13 protein-coding genes and 1 pseudogene are annotated in these 21,407 nt (G+C 69.2%); 6 read left to right on the top strand and 8 right to left on the bottom strand.

Translation table 11 applies throughout. The features are described from left to right. Nucleotides 1-76: 76 nt before the first annotated feature. The 5 genes from MKK54_RS02645 to MKK54_RS02665 all read right to left on the bottom strand — a co-directional run bounded on the left by MKK54_RS02645 (nucleotide 77) and on the right by MKK54_RS02665 (nucleotide 14,132). Nucleotides 77-3,457 carry a maltotransferase domain-containing protein gene (locus MKK54_RS02645; RefSeq protein ID WP_244008949.1) on the bottom strand — a complete coding sequence of 1,127 codons (3,381 nt, stop codon included), beginning with the start codon at nucleotides 3,455-3,457 and terminating at the stop codon, nucleotides 77-79. Between the two features lie 163 nt (nucleotides 3,458-3,620). After that, complete coding sequence (locus MKK54_RS02650) at nucleotides 3,621-8,522, bottom strand: malto-oligosyltrehalose synthase (RefSeq protein ID WP_244008950.1); 4,902 nt, start codon at nucleotides 8,520-8,522, stop codon at nucleotides 3,621-3,623. Then, nucleotides 8,522-10,324: a malto-oligosyltrehalose trehalohydrolase gene (gene treZ, locus MKK54_RS02655; protein ID WP_244008951.1), complete on the bottom strand. Its 1,803-nt coding sequence runs from the start codon at nucleotides 10,322-10,324 to the stop codon at nucleotides 8,522-8,524. The genes MKK54_RS02650 and treZ overlap by 1 nt, the downstream gene beginning before the upstream one ends. 218 nt (nucleotides 10,325-10,542) lie before the next feature. Further along, complete coding sequence (gene glgX / locus MKK54_RS02660) at nucleotides 10,543-12,642, bottom strand: glycogen debranching protein GlgX (protein ID WP_244008971.1); 2,100 nt, start codon at nucleotides 12,640-12,642, stop codon at nucleotides 10,543-10,545. Between the two features lie 68 nt (nucleotides 12,643-12,710). After that, nucleotides 12,711-14,132: a trehalose-6-phosphate synthase gene (locus tag MKK54_RS02665; protein WP_244008952.1), complete on the bottom strand. Its 1,422-nt coding sequence runs from the start codon at nucleotides 14,130-14,132 to the stop codon at nucleotides 12,711-12,713. Nucleotides 14,133-14,578: 446 nt separating this feature from the next. On the opposite strand from MKK54_RS02665, the gene MKK54_RS02670 reads away from it, so the two are divergent. From MKK54_RS02670 to MKK54_RS02695, 6 genes are all read left to right on the top strand, one after another. Beyond that, nucleotides 14,579-15,058: a hypothetical protein gene (locus MKK54_RS02670; protein ID WP_244008953.1), complete on the top strand. Its 480-nt coding sequence runs from the start codon at nucleotides 14,579-14,581 to the stop codon at nucleotides 15,056-15,058. A gap of 10 nt (nucleotides 15,059-15,068) precedes the next feature. Beyond that, on the top strand, nucleotides 15,069-15,464 hold the full coding sequence (locus tag MKK54_RS02675; RefSeq protein WP_244008954.1) for a phage holin family protein: 396 nt from the start codon (nucleotides 15,069-15,071) through the stop codon (nucleotides 15,462-15,464). Then, nucleotides 15,461-15,883, top strand: coding sequence for a DUF3618 domain-containing protein (locus MKK54_RS02680; RefSeq protein ID WP_244008955.1), 423 nt, complete (start codon nucleotides 15,461-15,463; stop codon nucleotides 15,881-15,883). Before MKK54_RS02675 ends, MKK54_RS02680 begins: the two co-directional genes overlap by 4 nt. 65 nt (nucleotides 15,884-15,948) lie before the next feature. Further along, nucleotides 15,949-16,698 (top strand): YqjD family protein, encoded by a 750-nt coding sequence (locus MKK54_RS02685; RefSeq protein ID WP_244008956.1) that lies wholly within the window; start codon nucleotides 15,949-15,951, stop codon nucleotides 16,696-16,698. A gap of 157 nt (nucleotides 16,699-16,855) precedes the next feature. Next, nucleotides 16,856-17,407, top strand: a complete 552-nt coding sequence (locus MKK54_RS02690) for an RBBP9/YdeN family alpha/beta hydrolase (protein ID WP_244008957.1) — start codon at nucleotides 16,856-16,858, stop codon at nucleotides 17,405-17,407. A 109-nt stretch (nucleotides 17,408-17,516) separates the two neighbouring features. Then, a complete protein-coding gene (locus tag MKK54_RS02695; protein WP_244008958.1) occupies nucleotides 17,517-17,810 on the top strand; it encodes a hypothetical protein in 294 nt (97 codons plus the stop codon). A 322-nt stretch (nucleotides 17,811-18,132) separates the two neighbouring features. On the opposite strand, the pseudogene MKK54_RS02700 reads toward MKK54_RS02695, so the two are convergent. The 3 genes and pseudogenes from MKK54_RS02700 to MKK54_RS02710 form a co-directional block, all read right to left on the bottom strand. Beyond that, nucleotides 18,133-19,177: pseudogene (locus MKK54_RS02700) on the bottom strand (IS110 family transposase). A gap of 126 nt (nucleotides 19,178-19,303) precedes the next feature. Then, nucleotides 19,304-20,335 carry a YcjF family protein gene (locus MKK54_RS02705; RefSeq protein WP_244008959.1) on the bottom strand — a complete coding sequence of 344 codons (1,032 nt, stop codon included), beginning with the start codon at nucleotides 20,333-20,335 and terminating at the stop codon, nucleotides 19,304-19,306. 82 nt (nucleotides 20,336-20,417) lie between these two features. Next, nucleotides 20,418-21,407, bottom strand: a 990-nt coding sequence (locus tag MKK54_RS02710; protein WP_244008960.1) for a YcjX family protein, incomplete at its 5' end; no start/stop codon positions are given.

Consider the following 21,407-nt stretch of genomic DNA (forward strand, 5'->3'; position numbering starts at 1 on the left):
GTAGGCGCCGACACTGAGGCGACACCGCGACGACCGTCACCGATCGCCGGGTTTTTTGCTGACACGGGCACGCGCGTCACGCAACCCGGCGCGGGGCCCGGAGCCGCCAGATCACCGCCGAGCGCTCGGCGGGATCGAGGGCGATCCGGTGCGATTTCCCGCGCAGCTCGAACGTGTACCCGAGCAGTAGGTCCTCGACCTCCACCGCGCCGTCATCGGGCTGGCCCAGCAGCCAGAGCGGCACCTCGTAGGTGCATTCCTGGCGGTTGCGCGGGTCGAGGTTGACGAGCACGAAGATGCAGTTGTCGCCCTCCGGCGTCACCTTGGCGTAGCCGATGATCTGGTCGTTGTAGGCGCCCGTGAAGGTGACATTCCGGAAGTCCCACAGGGCCGGATTGTCGCGCCGGATCTGGTTGAGCTTGATGACGTGCTCGCGGATATTGCCGGGCCGGTGGTAGTCCCAGGCCTTCAACTCGTACTTCTCCGAGTTGAGGTACTCCTCCTTGCCCGGATAGGGCTCGGCCTCGCAGAGTTCGAATCCGTTGTAGATGCCCCAGACGCTCGACAGGGTGGCGGCCAGCGTCGCGCGCACGATGAAGCCGGCCCGCCCGCTGGTCTGGAGATAGATCGGGTTGATGTCGGGCGTGTTGGCGAAGAAGTTCGGGCGATAATATTCGCCCATCTCCCCGGCGAGTTCGGTGGAATAGGCGATCAGGTCCGGCTTGGTGTCGCGCCAGGTGAAGTAGGTATAGCTCTGCTGGTAGCCGGCCTTGGCGAGCTTCTTCATCATCTTGGGCCGGGTGAAGGCTTCGGCGAGGAAGATCACGTCGGGATAGCGGGCATTCACCTCGCCGATCATCCATTCCCAGAACGGAATCGGCTTGGTGTGCGGGTTGTCGACCCGGAAGATGCGCGCGCCGAGTTCGGCCCAGCCCATGACGATGTCGCGCAGCTCGATCCAGAGCGAGGGCAGCGCGCCGCCGTAGAAGTGGACGTTGGAGATGTCCTCGTACTTCTTGGGCGGATTCTCGGCGAACTTGAGGGTGCCGTCCGGGCGCCATTCGAACCATTCGGGGTGGTTCTTGATCCAGGGATGGTCGGGCGAGCACTGGATCGCGAAGTCGAGGGCGATTTCCATGCCGTAGGCGTGGCTCGCGGCGACGAGCCGGCGGAAATCGTCGAGGGTCCCGAGCTCCGGATGCACCGCCTCGTGGCCGCCCTCCTCCGAGCCGACCGCGTAGACCGAGCCGACATCGCCCGGCAGGGCCTTGAGGGTGTTGTTCTTGCCCTTGCGGTTGGTCTTTCCGACCGGATGGATCGGGGTGAAGTAGAGTACGTCGAAGCCGAGTTCGCGAATCTCTGGCAGGCGCCGGATCACATCGTCGAAGGTGCCGTGACGGTTGACGTCCATCGACTGCGAGCGCGGGAAGATCTCGTACCAGGCCGAGAACCGGGCCGCGAGACGGTCGGCGATGACGGGTACGTCGACGGGGTAGCGCGAGAGGTTGATGCGCGGCGCGTGCCGGCGGATCAGGCCGGCATTCTCCGGCTGCAGCATGAGATCGAGTTGCGCCGCCGAGCCGCTTCCCTGCGCGTCCAGGTCCGCGACCAGGGCCTTCAGCCTGTCGCGGTCCGGGCCGCTCGCATTGGCGGCCGCCCCCGTCACGAAGGCGATGCCCTCGATGGTCTCCAGCCGCACGTCGACACCGGCATTCCGCTTCTTCAGGGTGTCGCGGACCCAGGACGAATAGCCGTCCCTCCAGGCTTGAACCGTGAACTCGTAGCGGGCGTTGCGCAGCAGCGGGAAGTGCCCGCCCCAGCGGTCGTTGTCCACGAACACCATGCGGTCGGCGCGCCACTCGCTCTCGCCGACGACGCGGGAGACGATTTCGGCGTCGATGATCTCGTGGCCGTCGCTGAAGATGTCGGCGGTGACGTGGACGCTCTCGCCGACCACGCGCTTCACAGGTGAGCGGCCGCCGTCGATCTCGGGCATCACCGCCTCGATGACGACACGGCCCTCGCCGGTCGGCGTGCTGGGCTCCGGCGCCTTCGTCACGGCCGCGCGCTCGGCGGCGAGGATGCGCACCTCGCCGGGCGCCAAGGCCAGGGCGATGCCCGGCCGGAAATCGATCCGCGCGGCCTCGGGCGTGCGATCGATGAAGTCGCCGAGCATGCCGCCGGTGCGGGCGAGCAGCGTGCCGGGCTCGACCGGCACCGATGCATCGGTCGGGTTGTAGAGTACCATCGTGGCGCCGCGGGCGGAGGCGCCTTGGCCGGTGTCGAAGCGCAGCAGCGCGGCGTAGGCCGCGTCCGGCGCGGAAATGCGGGCTTGCGCGCCCTCCACGTTGGCGGCCGGGAGTTCGGCCCGCAGCGCGTTGATCGCCGCGACGTAGCCCGAAATGTCGATCCCGGTGTCGGTTTCGCGCGCCTCCGGCGTCGTCTCGACCACGTGGAGCGACGTGCGGTAGCCCCACTCGTAGCCGATCGGCATCAGGACACCGGCCGAGAAGAAGGCGGAGAGGGCATAGCGCGCCTTCAGCTGCCGGGCGATCGCATCGGCATCGCCGTCGAGCTCCGCCGCGAGGCGGGCCATGTCGTGGTTCTCGGGGAAGGCGATCGAGGGCGCGATGACGCGCAGGCGCTCGTACTGCTCCAGGGCCCAGGAGGCCTTGAGGTCCCACCACGCGAAGCTGTTGAACAGGTAGTCGAAGCCGGCGCCCGCCGTGGATTGCGCCTCCTCGAAGGTGCAGCCGAGGGTCTCGGCGGCGAACAGGCAATCCGGCTCCAGGGCCTTGGCGGCGCCGATCAGGTCGCGCCAGACATCGGCCGGCACCTTGTAGGCGGCATCGCAGCGAAAGCCGCCGACGCCGAGATCCTGCAGGCGGTTGATGTAGCCGGACCAGAGGGCAGTCAATTCCCGGCGCGGGCCCTCCGAATGGTAGTCGAGCTCGGCCAGATCGCCCCAGACCGTTCGGATCGACGGATCGTCCGGGTCCACCGCGTAGGGGCTCTCGATTCTGCCATCGGAATCCTTGAGGAACAGGTCCGGGCGCTGCGCGGCGAGCGGACCGTCCATGGCGGTGTGGTTGATGACGAGGTCCGTCATCACGCCGAGGCCGTGCGAGGCGGCGGCCGCGCAGAAGCGGCGGATCTGCTCGTCGTCCGACGTCCCGTCATGATCGCGAAACCGCTCGTCGAGCCGGTCCGGGTCCGCCACCGCATAGAGGCTGTGCGAGCCGCCGGTCTGGTGGAACGGGTTGAGGTAGACCCAGTCGAAACCGAGCGCGGCGATGCGGGGAAGTTCGGCGGTCCAGGCCGAGACGCGCCCGACGAGCAGGGGGAACAGGTTGTAGATGCGCGGCCCCTCGGCGCGGGGCGCGAGGCTGGCCGGAAGCGGCACCTGACCGGCTTCGGTCCGCTGGGCGGCGGTCGTTGCGGGGCTCGGTGCGTTCATGCGTTCTCCATTCGGTTCGTTCGTGTGCGCTCGCCGGTCCGTCCGCGGTCGATGCCGGGAAACGGGGGTCTCGAAGCGGCGCCGTCGTGCCGGGGGACACGCGGCTGTCCCCCGCTCTTCGTCGCGGCCTCGCCCCCGATGCCGGCGGCGAGGTCGGCCATGCTCAGCGGGTCCGCTTCAGCACGGCATAGGGCAGACGCGCGAACACCCGGCCGAGTTCGATCCGACCGTCCTCGGAGACGACGTCATCGCCGGTCACGAGATCGGTCCAGGCCGATCCGGGCGTGACCGTCAGCGTCGTGCCCGCGAACGGTTCGGCGGACCAGACCCCGTCCCCGACGAGGCCGGAGACGAGGCGCGGGACCGCCACCACGAGATCGCCCTCCCCCGTCGTCGCATCGGAACGTGTGAATGCGATGACATGATCGGCCCTCCCACCCGTCGCCGGCAGCGCCTGATAGTCGGCATCGGCGTAGAAGCTCGGCCGCGCCGCGCGGTCGGCCAGCAGGCGCGTGAGGGTCGCCTGCTTCACGCGGCCATCCGTCCAGTGCGCCAGCAGATCGGCGGCGGGAACCCCCTCCTCCAGCGCGCGGGACAAGGCCGGATAATCCACCGGACGGCGGTTGTCGGGATCGACGAAGGAGAAGTCCCAGAACTCGGTGCCCTGGTAGGTGTCCGGCAGGCCCGGCAGCGTCACCTTGAGGACGGTCCGCCCGAGGCCGGCGATCATGCCGAGATGAGCGAGCCGCTTGGCGAACGGACGCAGCGTCGCCAGGAACTCCGAACCCGGAGCGATCAGCTTGGCGAAGAGCGCGTGGACGGCGCCCTCGTAGCCCTCGTCCACGTTGACCCAGCTGGACCGGCGCTTGGATTCGCGCAGGGCCTTCTCCGCATAGGCGTCGAGCCGGTTGCGGAAATCCTCGATCGCGGCGGGCTCGTCACGCTCCAGCAGTTCCAGCGGCCACGCGCCGAGAATGGCCTGGAAGAACATCCACTGGTCGTTGGCGTCGGGCGCGGTCTCCTTCTCGACGAGGCCGAGATGGGGCTTCGTCAGGGCGGTCCAGGCCGCCCAGGCCTCGGCCCAGTCCTCCGGCATCTCCGAGAGGGCGAGCAGGCGCGAGCGGGCGTCCTCGCCACGCTTGGTGTCGTGCGTCGCCGTGGCGATCATCGCGTTCGGCCAGTCGCGGGCACGGGCCGCCTGGAGCGCGTGGAAATGCTCCGCGTCGATGCCGTACTCGCCGGGATCGCCGCCGACCTCGTTGAGGGCGAGGAGTTCGGCGAAGCGATAGAACAGCGTGTCCTCCAGGCTCTTGGCCATGACCGGGCCGGTGAGCTGCTGGAAGCGGCGGCGGAAGCGCAGGATCACCTCCGAGTCGGGGCGCCCCGAACCCGTCACATCGATGCGGCCGAGCATGGTGTCGGCGGCGAAGTCGTGCACCGAGCGGTCCGGCAGGGCGCTCCAGCGCTTGGCCTTCTTCACCGCCGTCTCGATGAGGCGGATGTCCTCGTCCTCGACGTCACTCTCATCGAGATCACCGGGCAGGTAGCTCCGGTAGGTCGGGAAGCGGGCGATGATCTCGATCAGCGCACGGCGGATGGCGTTGACCGAGAAGTCGCGGGTGCGCCGGTCGGCATCGGCCACCGCCTTGAGGTCGGAGGTCATCACCTCCAGTTCCGAGGCGAAGCTGATCTCCAGGATCTCGGCCTTGGCGGCACGGAGCATGAACTTGTAGGGCTCGTCGAACTGCGTCCGGCTCTCGTAGAGCGCGCGGATCTCGGCGCGCTTGCCCTGGTCGACGAGGATGCCGTCGAGCTGGTTGAGCACGTCGTAGCCCGTGGTGCCGGCCACGGGCCAGGGCCGCAGGCGCTCGCCCGGTTCGAGGATCTTCTCCACCACCACGTAGAAGCCCGGGCCGATCGCGGCCTGGAGCGCGCGGGCATAGCCGAGCGGGTCGGCCAGACCGTCGATGTGGTCGATGCGCAGGCCGTCGATGCGGCCCGCCTCGATGTGGCGGAAGATCGTCTCGTGCGAGCGCTGGAAGATGTCGGATTGCTCGACGCGCAGGCCCGCGAGGCCGTTCACGTCGAAGAATCGACGGTAGTTGATGTCGCTCGCCGCGATCCGCCAATGGGCGAGGCGGTAGGATTGCTGCTCCAGCAGGCGGTGCAGTGGGCCGAAGCTGTCGGGGTGTCCCTTGGCCCCGTTCAGGAGTTTCAGCGTCCGTTCGATCGCCGCCGCGATGGCGGGCGAGGCTTCGACCGCCTCGACGAGCCGATCCTTCAACGTCTCGGCCTCGTCCGGGAAGGCGCGGCGGCGCTCCTCGTTCGTGTCCTCACCCATCAGGCGAAGGCGTTCGGAGATGCCGAGCACTTCGAGGGCCGCGGCATCCTCGATGTCGCCGAGGGCGGCGAGCGAACGGTTCAGGATGGTCGGGTATTGCAGCGGGCAGATCGGGAATTCGTGCTCGTAGTGCCAGACGCTGAACGCGCCCTTCCGAGGATCGAACCGGAGTTCCAGCGTGCCCTTCTCCAGGGCCTCGCCGTAGCGGTCGCCGAGGAACGGCACCACCAGCTTGTTCTTGGCGCCGAGCCGCGACCAGTCGATGTCGAAGGCATGCGCCGAGGCGGAGAGTCCGCCCCATTCGAGCACGGAGAGCCACCACGGATTGTCGGCGCCGCCGACCCCCATGTGGTTCGGCACGATGTCGAGGAGCAGCTTCAGCCCGGCCGCGTGCAGCGTCTCCGAGAAGCGGACGAAATCCTCCTCGCCCCCGAGTTCGGGGTTGATCGTCGAATGGTCGACGATGTCGTAGCCGTGGGTCGAACCCGGCCGCGCCTTCTGGATCGGCGAGGCGTAGACGTGGCTGATGCCGAGCTTGGCAAGGTACGGAACGATCTTTTCCGCGTCCGCGAAGGTGAAGTCCTTGTGGAATTGCAGGCGGTAGGTCGCGCGCGGGGGGGCCGAGGCGAGGCGGGCGGCGCCCGAACGCGGCCCGCGATCCTCGGCCGAGAGCGAGGCCGCCAGCTTGGCGAGCGGTCCGCCCGGCGCCGCGATGCTCTCGAGCGTGCGGTCGAGCTTGCGCCGCCAGTTCGGGTAGCCCTCCGTCGACCCCGGCACGTTGGCCTGGGACAATTCGGAGACCACGTCCTCGTACTGGACGGCGGTCAGCATCGAGGGGGCGCGGCCGAGATAGCGCGCGGCCGCCTCGAAGGGCGCGGCTTCCGGCACGTCGTAGCTCGGCAGCAACTGCTCGCCCGCGAGGGCTTCCGTCAGACGGGCGCGCTCGTCCACGCGCTCGCGCCGCTCGACCTCGGCCCGCTCGGAATCGTAGAGGCCGAGGGCCTGGCGCGTGTCGGTATCGACGCCGCGCCACCAGCCGACGAAGGTCGGCAGATCGTGGGTGGTGATGGCGGTCAGCGCGTCGCGCGGGTAGGCGGCGGGCGGCTTGAAGCGGGCGCCCTGCTCGCGCTCGAAGGCGAGGATGCGGTAACTCAGGATGCCGGCCTGCATCAGCGCGTCGGAGAATCCCTCCGGCGCGGTGCCGAGGTCCTCGGCGATGACGAGGCACTTGGCGCGGTGGCTCTCCAGGCGCAGCACCGCGAGCATCGGCTCGAAGGGCATCGCCACGTAGGCGCCCTCCCTGGCCGAGCGCCCCACCGGGATCAGGAACAGGCGCGCGAGCTGGAAGGCATGGTCGATCCGGATCGCGCCCGCATGGCGCATGTTGGCGACGACGAGGGCGCGGAAGGCCGCGAGGCCGTCGCGCTCCATCTCCAGCGGGTGGAAGGCCGGCAGACCCCAATCCTGGCCCTTGGGGGCCAGCAGATCCGGCGGCGCGCCGATGGAGACGCCATTGGCGAAGCGCTCGGGGTGGGACCAGATCTCGGAGCCGCCGCGGTCGGCACCCACCGCGAGGTCGCGATAGAGGCCGAGGCGCATGCCCGTGGCGAGCGCCGTGTTCGAAGCGTCCTCCAGCTGGCGGTCGGCGAGGTATTGCAACCAGACGTGGTAGGTGACGGCCTCGGCATGGGACTCGGCGAAGGCGCGCACGGCCGGCGTGCCGTTGCGGCGCATCTCCTCCGGCCAGTCGCCCAGCCACTGCGCGCCCTCGGCCTGATAATGTTCCGCCAGGGCCTCGAACGTGCCGTGCGCCTCCAGATCCTCGCCCCCGGCGGCCCGGAACGCGGCGAAGCCCGCGTCGGTCCCGTCGCGCGCCGCCGATTCCTGCCAGAGCGCACGCAGCACGGGCGAGAGCACGCCCCAGATGCCGGCGTGATCCACGAGCTTGGCTTCCCGCAGCACCACGACCCGATCGGCCATCGCGGCAAGGAGTGCCTCGGCCTTCGAGCCGATGAAGCCGGGCAGCACGCCCGGTTCGATGAACAGGATTTCGAGGAAAAGCCGCGAGGACGGCGAGTAGGGCGAGATCTTGGTACGATCGGTGGCGAACAGCGCGTGGACCGGGCTGAGGCCGAGGAACGAGGCACCGCGCAGGCCCGCATCGTGCGCGGCCCGTCCGGCATCCGCATAGGAACCGATGCCGAGGTTGTCGGGCGAGCGCAGACCGTAGAGCTGGGCGGCCAGGCCCCAGTCGCGGGCGCCCTCGTCGGCGTAGGCGCGTGGGCGCCAGCAGCGATGCGGGGCCGAGATCACCCAGGCCTCGGCCCGATGCTCGCCGAGCGTGGCGCTCAGGCGATGGTAGCCCGGCGTCAGCGGAGGCAGTTCGAAACTGTCGCCGGAGACCGCGACGCGGCCCTCGCGGTGGTGACCGCGCTCGTCGGTCAACCGCCAGGACAGGGTGCCGGAGGGGTTCGCGAGCCGGATCGGCACCGTGACGGACCGGCGCGCCTCGGCCGGCAGCAGCGGCGGCACGAGGCCGCTACGCACGGCCGCCACCTCCGCGAGACTGGCGGCGATGTCGGCCTCCGACGCGGCGGGGAAACCGAGCGCGGCGATCATGCCCCGGCGGACGTCGAGATCGGTGTCCACGCGCTGCCCGAAGGCATCGGTGTAGCCGGGGGCGACGCCGAGAAGGTCGGCGAGGCGTTCGAGGTCGCGGCTCATCACTTCACACCCGTCAGGAAGACGCCCGTCCAGGACGGGAGTTCGATCGATGCATCACCCGATCCGCTCGACCAGATGACCTGGGCCCCGTCTCGCGCGACGGTGAACGCCTCCGTGCCCACATTGGCGACGAAGCGGAGCCAGCCGCCCGCGTAGGTCCAGGTGCAATCCACCACGTCGGGGCGCGGCAGGGTCGCCTCGGCGCCGAGGTAGCGGGTCTTCGTCAGCGGCACGATCGTCTGGTGCCGGATCTGGAGGAGGTTGCGCGTGTCCGCCAGCACCGACCGGTGCGGCGGCGCGGCGCGCTCGGCCCAGTCGATGCGCGAATCCGTGAAGGTCCGTGCCTCCGTCGGGTCCGGGATCACCGAGGTGTCGTCGGCGAAGGCCGCGAAGCTCTTGAACTCGCGGCGACGGCCCTCGCGCACCGCCGTGTTCAGCGCCTCGTCGGGCGCGAAATCCACGAAGAACAGGAAGGGCGCGGAGGCAGACCACTCCTCGCCCATCCAGAGCATCGGGATCTGCGGGCTGAGGAGGAGGCCCGCGCGGGCGAGCGCCAGCTTCCCGGGGTCGCACAACGCGCTCAGGCGCTCGCCCAGTGCTCGGTTACCGACCTGATCGTGGTTCTGCAGGAAGGTGACGAAGGCCGAGGGCGGCAGATGGGCCGAGGACTCGCCGCGCGGGTGGTTGTCGAGGGTCGGGAAGGGCTCGCCCTGGTAGGCGAAGCCCTCGGACAGGCAGCGGGCCAGATGCGCGACCGGCTTGTCGGCGAAGCTCGCGTAGTAGCCCGCATCCTCGCCGGTCAGCAGCACGTGCCAGCAATGATGGAGGTCGTCCGCCCATTGCGCGTTGTGCTGGATCGCGTGGCCCTGCGCGTCGCGCTCCAGCCAGCGGGCCTGGTTGGCCTCGTTCTCGAGCACGAGGTGGATGTGGCGCCCCGGAAGCCGCGCCCGGACCGTCTCGGCCAGTTCCCCGAGGAAGTGGCGCTTGGAATCGTCCAGGATCGCGTGGACCGCGTCGAAGCGGATGCCGTCGAAGTGGTATTCCTCCAGCCAGTAGAGCGCGTTCTCGATGAAGTAGTCGCGCACCACGGGGCCGCTGGTCTCGCCGTCGAAGTTGATGCCCGCCCCCCACGGCGTCTGATGCCGCTCGGTGAAGAAGGTCTTGGCGTAGGCGTTGAGGTAGTTCCCGGCCGGGCCGAAATGGTTGTAGACGGCGTCGAGGAACACCATCAGCCCGAGGCCGTGCGCCGTGTCGATCAGGTGCTTCAGCGCATCGGGCCGACCGTAGACGCCGTCGGGCGCGTAGGGCAGCACACCGTCGTAGCCCCAGTTGCGCGTGCCCTTGAAGTCCGCGAGCGGCAGCAACTCGATCGCGGTGACGCCGAGGTCGCGCAGGTCCTCGAGCTTGGCTTCCAGCGCGGCGTAGGTGCCCTCCGGCGTCGCGGTGCCGACGTGGAGTTCGTAGAGCACCACCTCTTCCCAGGGCCGGCCCGTCCAGTCCTGGTCGCCCCAATCATAGGCGCGCGGGTCGATCACCTCGCTGAGACCCGAAACGTCGTCCGGCTGGAAGCGGGAGGCGGGATCGGGGACCACGAGGTCGCCGTCGATGCGATAGCCGTAGCGCGCACCACCGCGCACGCCCGGAACGGTGACCCGGCGCCAGCCCTCGCCGGCGTCGGGGATCGGATGGTCCGCCCCGTCGAGAACCAGGGTGACCTCCTGGGCGGTCGGCGCCCAGAGGGCGAAACGAACCCCGTCCTTCACCACTTCGCTGCCGAAGGCCATGCTATGGGCGCGCCGCATCAGGCCACCATCTTCCGTGTCTCGAGTTCGCGAGGGTATCGTGAGCGTCCGCCGCACCTTCCAGAAACCCGCGCGCCGGCCGTTGTTCCCTGGACCGTCAGCGTCGAGGTAAGGCGTGGCACGGCGGCGACAACCGCTCCGCGCGAGAGTTTTGTGCAGCGCACGGAGGAGCGTGGGCGTTCAACGCGCCGATGGCCGGATCGTTCGGCTTACCCTCTTCAGCGCGCGTAGGCGGAGGCCGGCCGGGCGCGCAGGACGTAGACCGCGCGCGCATCGAGGCGCACGCCGGCACCGGCCGGGAACAAGGCCTGCCCGGCCGGAATCGCGCCGGTCGGCTTGGTGGTGTCGAAGATCAGGGTCCAGGGGCCGCCGATCACGGGCGCCAGGGTGAAGTCGCAAGGGTTGTCGGCCGCGTTCACCAGGATCAGGAGGCGGTCGGCCTGGGGCAGGTCGTTGCCGATCTGCATGCCGAAGGCTTGCCGGTCCCCGTCGCCCCAATCACCGTCCGCCATCTCGGTGCCGCCGGGCGCCAGCCAATGCACGTCGCGCAAAGGGCCCCCGTCCACGAAGGCGCCGGTGAGGTAATCGCGCCGGCGCAGGGCGGGCTGCTCACGCCGGAGGCGCGTCAGGTTGCCGACGAAGGTCGTGAGGCTGGGATCGGGGTCCGACTCCCAATCCATCCAGCTCGTGGCGTTGTCCTGCGCGTAGGCGTTGTTGTTGCCGCCCTGGCTGCGCGAGCGCTCGTCGCCCATGAGCAGCATGGGCACACCCTGGGACAGGAACACCGTGGCGAGGAGGTTGCGCTTATGCCTCGCCCTGAGGCCCAGGATCGCGGGATCGTCCGTTTCGCCCTCGACCCCGTGATTGCACGACAGGTTGTGGCCATGGCCGTCCCGGTTGTCCTCGCCGTTGGCGAGGTTGTGCTTCTCCTCGTAAGCGGTGACGTCGGCGAGGGTGAAGCCGTCATGCGAGGCCGCGAAGTTGATGCTGGAGAGCGGCCAGCGGCCCGAGGCGGCGAAGATCTCGCGCGATCCGGAGAGGCCCTGGGTCACCTTGGCGAGCGTCCCGCGATCGCCGCGCCAGAACCCCCGGATGCTGTCGCGGAACTGGTCGTTCCACTCGCTCCAGCCACGCGGATAGCCGCCGAGCTGGTAGCCGCCGGCCCCGATGTCCCAGGGCTCGGCGATCATCTTGACGTGCGCGAGCACGGGGTCCTGCGCCACGGCCTGGAAGAACGCGGATTTCGGACTGAAATCGTGCGGATTCCGGCCGAGGCTGCTCGCGAGGTCGAAGCGGAAGCCCGCGACGCCGTAGGCCTTCACCCAGTGGCGCAGGGAATCGAGCACCATCTGCATCACGCGAGGATGGTCGAGATCAAGGGTGTTGCCGCAGCCGGTGCAGTCCATCTCCCGGCGCGGATCGGCCGGGTCGAGCTTGTAGTAGCTCGCGTTGTCGATGCCCCGGAACGAGAGGGTCGGTCCGGTGTGGTCGGCCTCCGCCGTGTGATTGTAGACGACGTCGAGGATCACCTCGATCTCGGCGGCCGCGAGTTCGCGGATCGCCGCGCGCAGGCCGCCGATACCGGCCGGGCCGCGATAGCGCGGATCGGCGGCGAAGTAGTTCAGCGGCGAGTAGCCCCAGAAATTCACCAGACCCTTTTCGACAAGGAAGCGGTCGTCGGCGAAGGATTGGATCGGCAGCAGCTCGATCGCGGTGACGCCGAGCTTCAACAGGTGCTCGATGATCGCCGGGTGGGCCAGAGCCGCGTAGGTGCCGCGCGCCGCCTCGGGCACGTCCGGATGGGTCTGCGTCAACGCCTTCACGTGCGCTTCGTAGATCACCGTCTGGGAGAGGGGACGGCGCACCGGGCTGACGGCGAGGTCGGGCAGTTCCGGCGGCGTGACCACGCCGCGGGGCATGAAGGCGGCGCTGTCGCGCCGGTCGATCTGGTCCTCGCGCTGGAGGCCCCGACGATGGCCGTAGAGGGAATCGTGCCAGCGGATGCGGCCCTGAATGTCGCGGGCATACGGGTCGAGCAGCAATTTGGCCGGGTTGAAGCGATGGCCATGCGCCGGGTCCCAGGGGCCGTGGACCCGGTAGCCGTAGAGCTGGCCCGGGAACACGCCGCGCAGGTAGCCGTGCCAGACGTCGTCGGTGCGGCAGGGCAGCCGGATGCGTCGGGTCTCCTGGCGCTCGCCGGGGGCGAACAGGCAGAGGTCGACGGCCGTGGCGTTCTGCGAGAACAGCGCGAAGTTCACGCCGCGGCCGTCGAAATGCGCGCCGAAGGGTGCCGGGACGCCGTCCTCGACGCCGATCATGTGGTCCGATGCGATCAAGAGGCTTGTGCCGTTCCGGGTTCTGAGCGCCGTGGAACGACGCGAGGCAACTATTCCGCAGCGGCTGCGGCGCGGGGCGGCTCACGCTCGATCGTGCGGAAATTCTCGAGTTCCGTCATGAAGTTGCGCGCCCACCAGTCGACATCCTCGCGCGTCATGCGCTCGACCATCGGCTTCCAGCGCTCCAGACGCTCGCCGCGCGGCATGTAGAGTGCCGTCCGGATCGCCTCGGCCACCTCGAACCGGTCGTAGGGGTTGACCAGCAGCGCCTCAGGCAATTGCCGCGCCGCGCCCGCGAACTTCGAGAGCACGAGCACGCCCGGATCCTCGTCGGACTGCGCCACGACGTATTCCTTGGCGACGAGGTTCATGCCGTCGCGCATCGGCGTGACGAGGCCGACGCGCGCGGCGCGGTAGAGGCCCGCCAGGACCGGGCGCGGATAGGCCTTGGTGACGTACTGGATCGGCGTCCAGTTCGGCTCGCCGAGGGTCCCGTTGATGTGGCCCACGGTCTCGTTCACCTCGCGGCTGAGCTCCTCGTATTCGGGGACCTCGGTGCGCGATTTCGGGGTGATCTGGATGTAGACGACGTTGCCGCGCTGGTCGGGATTCGAGGCGAAGAAGCGCTCCACCGCCTCCATGCGCTCGGGGACGCCCTTCGAGTAGTCGAGCCGGTCGACGCCGATGAGAAGCTTGCGCGTGCGCAGTCCCGCCATGGTCTCGCGTACGATGCGGTTCGAGCCCGCGTTCTCCGCCGCCTCCTTGAAGCCTGCGACGTCGATCCCGATCGGGAAGCTGCGGATGCGGGTGCGGCGGCCATCGACCATCAGCGAGCCGCCGCCGAGGGGGATCGCGCGCAACTCGTCGATGAGGTTGCGGGTGAGGTTGTGGACGTCCGGGTCGGTCTGGAGACCGATCAGGTCGTAATCCGCGATGCCGCGCAGGAGGTCGTTGCTGGCCGGCAGGGTGTTGAACACGTCGGCCGCCGGCCACGGGATGTGGTGGAAATAACCGATCGGGTTCGCGATGCCGAGGCCGCGCAGCTCCGATGCCAGGGGCAGCAGATGGTAGTCGTGAACCCAGATGATGTCGTCGGGCTCGACGAGATTCGCCAGGGCGCGGGCGAAGATGCGGTTGACGCGCTGATACCCGGCATAGTCGGAGCGCGAGAAGGCCCCCAGACCGAGCCGGTAATGCATGATCGGCCAGAGCGCGCGGTTGGCGAACCCGCTGTAATATTCCCGGTGATCCTGCGGTGACAGATCGACGACGGCGTAACTGACCCGGCCCCGATCGATCAATGTCGGCTCGGTCGAGGGGTCTTCGACGACGTTTCCGCTCCAGCCGAACCAGAGCCCCTCGTAGGCGGTGAACGCTTCCTTGACCGCGACGGCAAGCCCGCCTGCCGCGACGGCCTTGCCCCCTTCCTCAGGGATAGCAACGCGGTTCGATACGATGACGAGACGTGCCACGAAGCCGGCTCCGGTCCTCACGAGTCTCGCGCGGGAAATGCGCTCGACCAGAATGATACATTGGGTGAACGCGCGGAAGCCGAGCGCGATCCGTCCTCACAGCCAAGCGCGTTCGACCTGTCGGGGTCAAGGGCGGAATATCCTGGGTTCACGGCAAAAGCCCCCGATCTTAACCATGGCCGGTCTCGAGCCGGTCTCGAAGCGCCCTTCCCCGACGGCCTCTCACGGGAGCGGGAGCGGCGAAATCCGGCGCCGGGATCCGGCACCCGGGCGGACCCCTCGTCCATCGCCCGCCGGCCCGGCACGCATCCGGTTCCACCCCGGCGCGAGCCCGCTCACGGCCACGATCGGAACCCATCGTTGCTCGGGCGGAACCCGGTCTCTCCCGTCGATGTTGAGACGTCGCAACGGCCAGCCGTTTTTCCATCGTGTCGAGGAGTTTCACCGTGACCGCAAACCATTCCCCAGGCCCGACGGGCGCGGAGCCGGCGAACCAGGCGACCGATTGGAGAGCCCTGCGCGGCGATGTCGAGGGGATCGCGGACGTCGCGGCCGAGCGCGGGCGCGGCTTCGTCGAAGCGGCGCGTGCGCATGCGACCGATTACGTCGATCAGCGCAAGGGCGACGCGGCCCGCTCGGTCACGGATCTGGCCAAGTCCGTGCGCGAATCCAGCAAGACCTTCGAGACGCAGCCCAACATCCGAGCCTTCTTCGACAGCGCCGCCGACGGCCTCGAACACCTGGGCACCTCCATCCAGGAGCGCAGCTTCTCGGAATTCTACGAGGACGCCGAGGCCTTCGCGCGCCGCGCGCCCGTCGCGGTGGCGGTGGCCACGTTCCTCACGGGCTTCGTCGTCGCGCGGTTCATCAAGTCGACCAGCGCCGCGCCGCTGAACGACCCCTACTCCGCCGACCACCGTCTCTGAGGCCCGCGCCATGTCGAGCGGTCCGCAATCCAGCATCCAGGGCCTGATCGGCGACGCCCTGCGGGAAACCAACGAACTCGCCCGGAAGGAGATCGCCCTCTTCCGCAACGAAATGACGAGCAACGTCCGGGCCCTGTTCATCGGGCTCGGCCTCCTCGTCGGCGCCGCCGTGTTCGGCGTCGTCGCCCTCTTCGTCCTCGTGGATGCGCTGGTGAAATGGCTCGCCACCGTGGTGCATTCCGAGGCCCTCGCGGCCCTGATTGTCGGCGGCGTCCTCCTCGTCGTCGCGGTGGCGCTCGCCCTCATCGGCAAGAACGCGATGTCGCTGTCCACCCTGGCGCCAGTCCGGACCTCCCGTCAGGTCCGTGAGGACGCCCGTACGTTGTCTGAGAGGGTGTCGGGATGACCGAATCGTTGAACGAGCTTGAGAAGGACATCGAGGCGAGCCGTGCCCGCCTCGACCAGACCATCGACCAGATTCAGGAACGACTCTCGGTCTCCAGCATCGTCGACGAGATGCTCGGCAACGCACGCCGGACGCCGCTCAGCGGAGCCTATGACGGGGCGCTGGAGGCGGTCCGGCGCAACCCCGTGCCGGTGCTGCTCATCGCGGCCGGTGTCGGCTGGCTGATCCACCGGATGTCGTCGGACGGCAAGGCCACGCCCGGCCAGACCACGTCCGGGAGGACGGCGGCGATCCGCCGCCGCGCCCAGCTCGCGGTGGACGGTCTCCCGGTGACCAAGACTGGGGCGGACCGCGTCTACGACCCCGATCTCCCGACGCAGCACCCGGCCAAAGACCTGTCCAACGGGACGCAGATCTGAAGCCTGCGCCCAGAATCGATCCCGAACGGTCGCCCGACGACCATCGCCGACATCAGGAGTGTGTCATGAGTTCCACGCAGAAGCCGGGCGACGAGCATCGTTCGCTCCCCGACGACATCGCCCTCGCCGCCGGACTGCCGCGCGGTCACCTGGACGAGGGTTCGCTGCACGACGTGCCCTCGCCCGGCACCTACACCGCCTCGACCCATACGGCCGGGACCCAGACCCACGGCATCCACGGCGAGGGCCCGTCGACGGGATCGGTGGCCGACGACCTGAAAGCCCGGGCGAGCGACGCCCAGGCCAAGGCCGGCGAACTGAAGGATCGCGCCGGGGAGGCCGTGAACGATGCGCGCGACCGCATCACGGAATCGGCGCAGGACCTGCGCGACCGCGCCTCGGACGCCTACGACGATGCGCGCGGCTGGGTCGCCGACACGCAGGAAGCCGGCCGTCGCCGCATCAACGATCTCGGCGAGCGCGGCAACGCCCGCCTTCAGGACGGCCGCTCGGCGATCGAGGATTTCGTGGCCGAGAACCCACTGCTGGTCGGTGTGGTCGGCCTCGCCGCCGGCCTGCTCATCGGCGCGCTCCTGCCCCGCACCCGCACCGAGGACCAGAACGTCGGTCCCTGGGCCGACGAAGTGCGGGATCAGGGCCTGCGCTACGCGCGCGACGTGACCCATCGGGGCCGGGAATTCGTGGCGAGCGCCCTCGATCCGGACAACCTGAACGCCGCCGTCCAACGGGCCAGCGGCCACGACCAGGCGCCGGGGACGCCGCAGCCCGAGGCGCCGTCGTCACGGCCGCATTGACGTCTCGTCGCAAAATCCATCGGTGAGACCAGGGGCGGCGCCGATCGGTGCCGCCCGCTTCGTTTCGGCCGGGCGCCAAGCTCCTCGCCGGGCGCCAAGCCCCTCGCCAAGCGCCAGGCCCCTCGACGGTCCCGGATCGAGCCGCTATCGGGAAACCATGAAGATTGCCGATTGCGAGATCCTCATCCTGCCCGGTTATGCCGGATCGGAAGACGAACACTGGCAGGCCCGATGGGCCGAGCGTCTCTCGACGGGCCGCGTCGTCGAACAGGACGATTGGCACCACCCGGACGCCACGGCCTGGCGCGCCCGCATCGTCGCGGCGGTCAACGCCGCGACGCGTCCCGTCGTTCTGATCGCACACAGTCTCGGCGTGGTGGCGGCGGTGCAGGCCGCGCGGGATTTCACGCCCGGCATCGTGCGCGGTGCGTTGCTCGTTGCGTGCCCCGACGTGGAGACCACGCCGGACCTGCCGCCGAGCGTGACAGCCTTCGCGCCGGTGCCGCGCGAGCCGCTGCCCTTTCCGGCTTTGGTCGTCGCCAGCCGCAACGACCCCTATTGCAGCTACGCGCGGGCGGAGGATTTCGCCTATGCCTGGGGCGCCGTCGTGGTGGATGCCGGCGAGTCCGGCCACATCAACGTGGCGAGCGGGCACGGGCCCTGGCCGGAGGGCCTCATGCGGCTAGCCGGATTCATGAAGTCGCTCTGAACGACGGGTTTCTGTAATCGGGCCTCTGCCGTCAAGGGGTGATATGTCATCACCTTTGCAGGAAGATCGGCGTAGAGTGGGAAGCGGCACTAGCTCGTTCGGAGGTATAATGAGATTGAGCCGCACAGGGCTTGCACTTTGCGCAATCTATATATCCGCATCCGTTGCGATCTGGACGTACGCGAACATGATTGCAGGAGATCCAAAAGGCACGTTTGTGCTTATGCAGATCCCCATTGTATTCGCCCATGCCGCAGCCTGGAAGCTTGGTCTTCTCCCGCTCATGGATACGCTGCCCGATCTGATGGTTTGGGCGTTGCTGTTTATACCAACGTTAGCGGTGATCTATGGCATCGGCTGGGTGGCGGGGCTGTTCTTCCACGCCCTTAGGCCAAGCGCATAATCGGCACGATGGCCCCAGCCAACGTGGAAGAATATCCGAGAAAGGCCAAGAGTTTCCATTCCCTGACCGCGTTGATGGCGCGACCAGGAGTCAGACATGCTCTTATGGTTTCGCACCCACGGGGCTCTTGGCTTCTGTCCGTGGTCGGCACATGGTCCGCCACATGATCGCGTTCCGATGAGAGACGAGCCTATATGCGACAGCGGACTTGGCCAGGGGCCAGCACACCCGTCATTCCGGCTTCACCTCCCGCCCGTCCCCGTGAGGACGACCCTTCGAGGTCAGGCGCGCCCGGCCTCGATCCCTGCAAACCGTGAGATGCCTACGTGGCGGCGGCCGGAGCCTCGACCGCGCTGAAGCGGAAGGTCGTGCCGTCCACCCACATCCGGTGCATCACCACCGCCATCTTGCGGGCCAGCGCCACCGTCGCGCGCTTGTTGCCCTGGCGCTGTGCCACTTTCGTGGCCCACGCCTTCAGCCCGGACCACTTCTTGACCCGGTGCAACATGACGTGTGCCGCCTCGAACAGCGCGGCGCGCGCCTCGGTGTCTCCCGTCTTGGTGATCCGCCCGTTCCGGTCGATCTCGCCGGACTGATGCTTGCGCGGCACCAAACCAAGGATCGCCCCGACCGAGCGCGACTTGGCGAACCGGGCCGGGTCCTCGATGGCCGCGATGAAGGACAGGCCGACCACGGCCCCGACGCCCGGCACCGTCATCAGCCTGCGACAGACCGCGTGCTCACGGGCGATCTCCAGCACCATGCGGTTGAGCCGGTCGAGCGAGAGCAGCATCGCGGCGTGCGCCTGTAACAGCACGTCGAGGATGGCGGCGACGCGCGGCAGGTCGGCCGTCAGCTCGCGCACCCGTTCCGAGACGGTTCGGCGCTTGGCGGTGCCGAGCTTGATCTCCAAGTAGGCAGAGCGACCCGCGGATCCGGTTCTCCACGTCGCCGATCTTCAGCACCAGCGTCTTCCGGCTGGTGAGCAACGTGCGCAGTTCCATCGTCCGGCGTGCCTTTACGTGGACCTGCCGGAACCAGCCGGTGCGCAGCATCTGAGCGAGGCCGCGCGCGTCGTTGCGGTCGGTCTTGTGGGTCATCGCGACCATTGCGGCGCGAGCGTGCCGAGCGTCCATGCAGACGACGTTGGGCACGCCGAGTTCGGTCATCTCCTCGCCCAGCCAGCCTGCCAGCGCCCCGGTTTCCAGGCCGACACGGGTCAGCGGTACGCCGAGAGCGCCAAGCCATGTCGCCAGCGCCTTTGGTTCGCGTGCGACCTTGGCCTCGCGGAGGATTTTGCCCTCCTCATCGACAACGCAAACCGACGTCTCCGCCAATGAGATATCCAGACCGGCGTAGTAGCGCAGACCCTGCTCCCGGATGATCGGTCGCGGGCGTCACGCCGCCAGACCGGATGGCACCTCGGGCAGCTTGCCAGGGTCCACGACGCGGGGACGGCTGGCGACGGCCCGATTACCCGATCTCTGCCGGTCTCAGACCTCAGCGTCGTCGCCGAGGGGCTTGAGCAATTCACCGGCCACGTCTGTCAGGCGCGGCGGGGCCTCCCGCACGAACGGGAGCGGCCGGCACACCGCCATGGCGGCGAGGCCGAAGCGGGCGGTCATCAACCCGTTGAGCACGCCCTCTCCGAGCTTGGCCGAGACGCGCGCGGCGATCCCGAGGCCGAGCACCTGCTGGATCATGCTCTCGCCGACCGCCATTCCGCCGGTGACGGTGAGATGGGCGAAGGCCGAGCGGGCCAGCCGCAGGAAGCCGAGGAAGCCGGGGCGCCCGCCGTAGATCGTCGCGATCCGGCGCAGGAGGCGCACGGCGGCGAAGACCACGAAGGCGACGTCGACGATGGCGCGCGGGCTCAAGGCCGTCACCGCCGAGACCTGCTTGGCCGCCGAGGCGATGGCGTTGCGGGCCTGTCGGTCGAGGGGCGCCAGCAATTCGTGCTCGGCCAGACCGATGCGGTCGTCGACGTCGAGGATGGCGTCGCCCAGGGTTTCCAGCCGGGTCCGGCCGGCCGCGAGGGCCGGCCGGTCGGCGTAGAGCGCGGTCAGGTCTCGCACCACCGCCTGGGCCGAGGAATGATCGCGGGTGCCGATCGCCTCCAGGGCCTTGGCCCGGACCCGCTCGATCTGGCGCTCGCGCCAGATCCCGGAGAGTTCACGCGCGACGATGGCGAGGAACGCCACGGCGGCGATCGCCAGGAGAACCAGCGCGACGGCGCCGAGCCAAGGGGCGGCGCTAAACAGGTCGGCGATCAGGCGCTCCACCGACAGGCCGATGCCGAGGGAGACGAGACCACCCAGCGCGAGCAGAAGCAGGCTGAGCCAGGGTGCCCGCGCCTTCGGCGCCACCGGCACCGCGACCCCGTCGGCGGCCTCCACGATCTCGAACGGCTCCTCGACGATGCGGACCTGCGCGGGGGGCGTCGAGGGGGGCGCAACGTCCTCCGGGCCCTCTGGAGGGGGCGCGGCGGGGATGCGATAGGCGCGGGGACGGTTGGTCGAACTCATGACGGGAGCTTCCTGGAACCGGGCTTCCTGAGATGGGGCGTCTTGGAACGGCGCGTCTTGGAACCGCGCGGTACGGCAAGCCTCACGTGAGCTTGTCGCCGATGAGGAACTGCATGGCGCGGTCGAGACGGATCTGCGGCAGGTCGCCGGGGCGGCCGAGCGCGTCGGGTTTCACCAGGGGCGGGCGAAAGCGCGGAAAGCGCAGGGAGCCCGGCGGCACCGCCCCCTCGAGGACGGCCTCGGGCCGCTGCGGCAACTCGCCGGGAAAGATCGCGGCCTCGCTCAGGCCATCGAAGACCTCGTCGCCGACGCTCTCGCCGGCTTCCGGCGTGCCCGACACCGCCCGAAGGACTTCGTCGCCGTCATGAATCGTGGTCTCGCGGGTGGCCCGCACAGAGGCGAGGGCAACGGTGCCGACCCGGGCGCCCGCCGCTTCCGTGCGTCGCATCGCGCGAGAGACGAGGAGGCGCAGCAGCGCGTCGAGGCGGTCGTGGCTGGTCTGGTGCAGGTGGTCGGCCTTGGTCGCGGCGAACAGGATGCGCTCGGCGCGCGGCGCGAACCAGCGCGACAGGAGCGTATTGCGGCCGATCCGGAAGCTGAGGAGCACCGAATCCAGCGCCTCCTCCAGTTCGGCCAGGGCCGCTGGTCCCGCATCGACCGCCGCCAGGACGTCGACCAGCACGATCTGCCGATCGACGCGCTGGAAGTGGTTTCGGAAGAACGGCTCCACGACCTTGGCCTTGTAGGCCTCGAAGCGCCGCTCCATCAGTCCGGCGAGACTGTTCGGCACCAGGGTTTCGGGCAGATTGTCGAGGGGCGCGAAGGTCAGCGCCGGTGAACCGGCGAGATCGCCCGGCATCAGGAAACGGCCGGGCGGTGTCGTCGCCACCGCCTCGGGGCCGGCTCGCAGCGCCGAGAGATAGGTCTTGAAAGCGGTGCTGGCGTGCTCGGCCACCACCTCGTCCAGGGGCCCTTGCGGGTCGAGGGTCGTCAGGGTCTCCAGCCAGGGCGCCGCCATCGCGCCGCGTCCGCTGCGGCGGGTGCCCGCGATCGTGGCGCGCGACCAGGCGGT

It is taken from the genome of Methylobacterium sp. J-068 (assembly GCF_022829445.1).
Taxonomy (GTDB): Bacteria; Pseudomonadota; Alphaproteobacteria; order Rhizobiales; family Beijerinckiaceae; genus Methylobacterium.

Bases quoted from the DNA above. Each gene is read 5' to 3' on its own strand.
- MKK54_RS02695 (WP_244008958.1), top strand. From the start codon at position 17,517: ATGAGATTGAGCCGCACAGGGCTTGCACTTTGCGCAATCTATATATCC.
- MKK54_RS02685 (WP_244008956.1), top strand. From the start codon at position 15,949: ATGAGTTCCACGCAGAAGCCGGGCGACGAGCATCGTTCGCTCCCCGAC.
- MKK54_RS02680 (WP_244008955.1), top strand. From the start codon at position 15,461: ATGACCGAATCGTTGAACGAGCTTGAGAAGGACATCGAGGCGAGCCGT.
- MKK54_RS02690 (WP_244008957.1), top strand. From the start codon at position 16,856: ATGAAGATTGCCGATTGCGAGATCCTCATCCTGCCCGGTTATGCCGGA.
- MKK54_RS02650 (WP_244008950.1), bottom strand. From the start codon at position 8,522: ATGAGCCGCGACCTCGAACGCCTCGCCGACCTTCTCGGCGTCGCCCCC.
- treZ (WP_244008951.1), bottom strand. From the start codon at position 10,324: ATGCGGCGCGCCCATAGCATGGCCTTCGGCAGCGAAGTGGTGAAGGAC.
- MKK54_RS02675 (WP_244008954.1), top strand. From the start codon at position 15,069: ATGTCGAGCGGTCCGCAATCCAGCATCCAGGGCCTGATCGGCGACGCC.
- glgX (WP_244008971.1), bottom strand. From the start codon at position 12,642: ATGATCGGCGTCGAGGACGGCGTCCCGGCACCCTTCGGCGCGCATTTC.
- MKK54_RS02645 (WP_244008949.1), bottom strand. From the start codon at position 3,457: ATGAACGCACCGAGCCCCGCAACGACCGCCGCCCAGCGGACCGAAGCC.
- MKK54_RS02705 (WP_244008959.1), bottom strand. From the start codon at position 20,335: ATGAGTTCGACCAACCGTCCCCGCGCCTATCGCATCCCCGCCGCGCCC.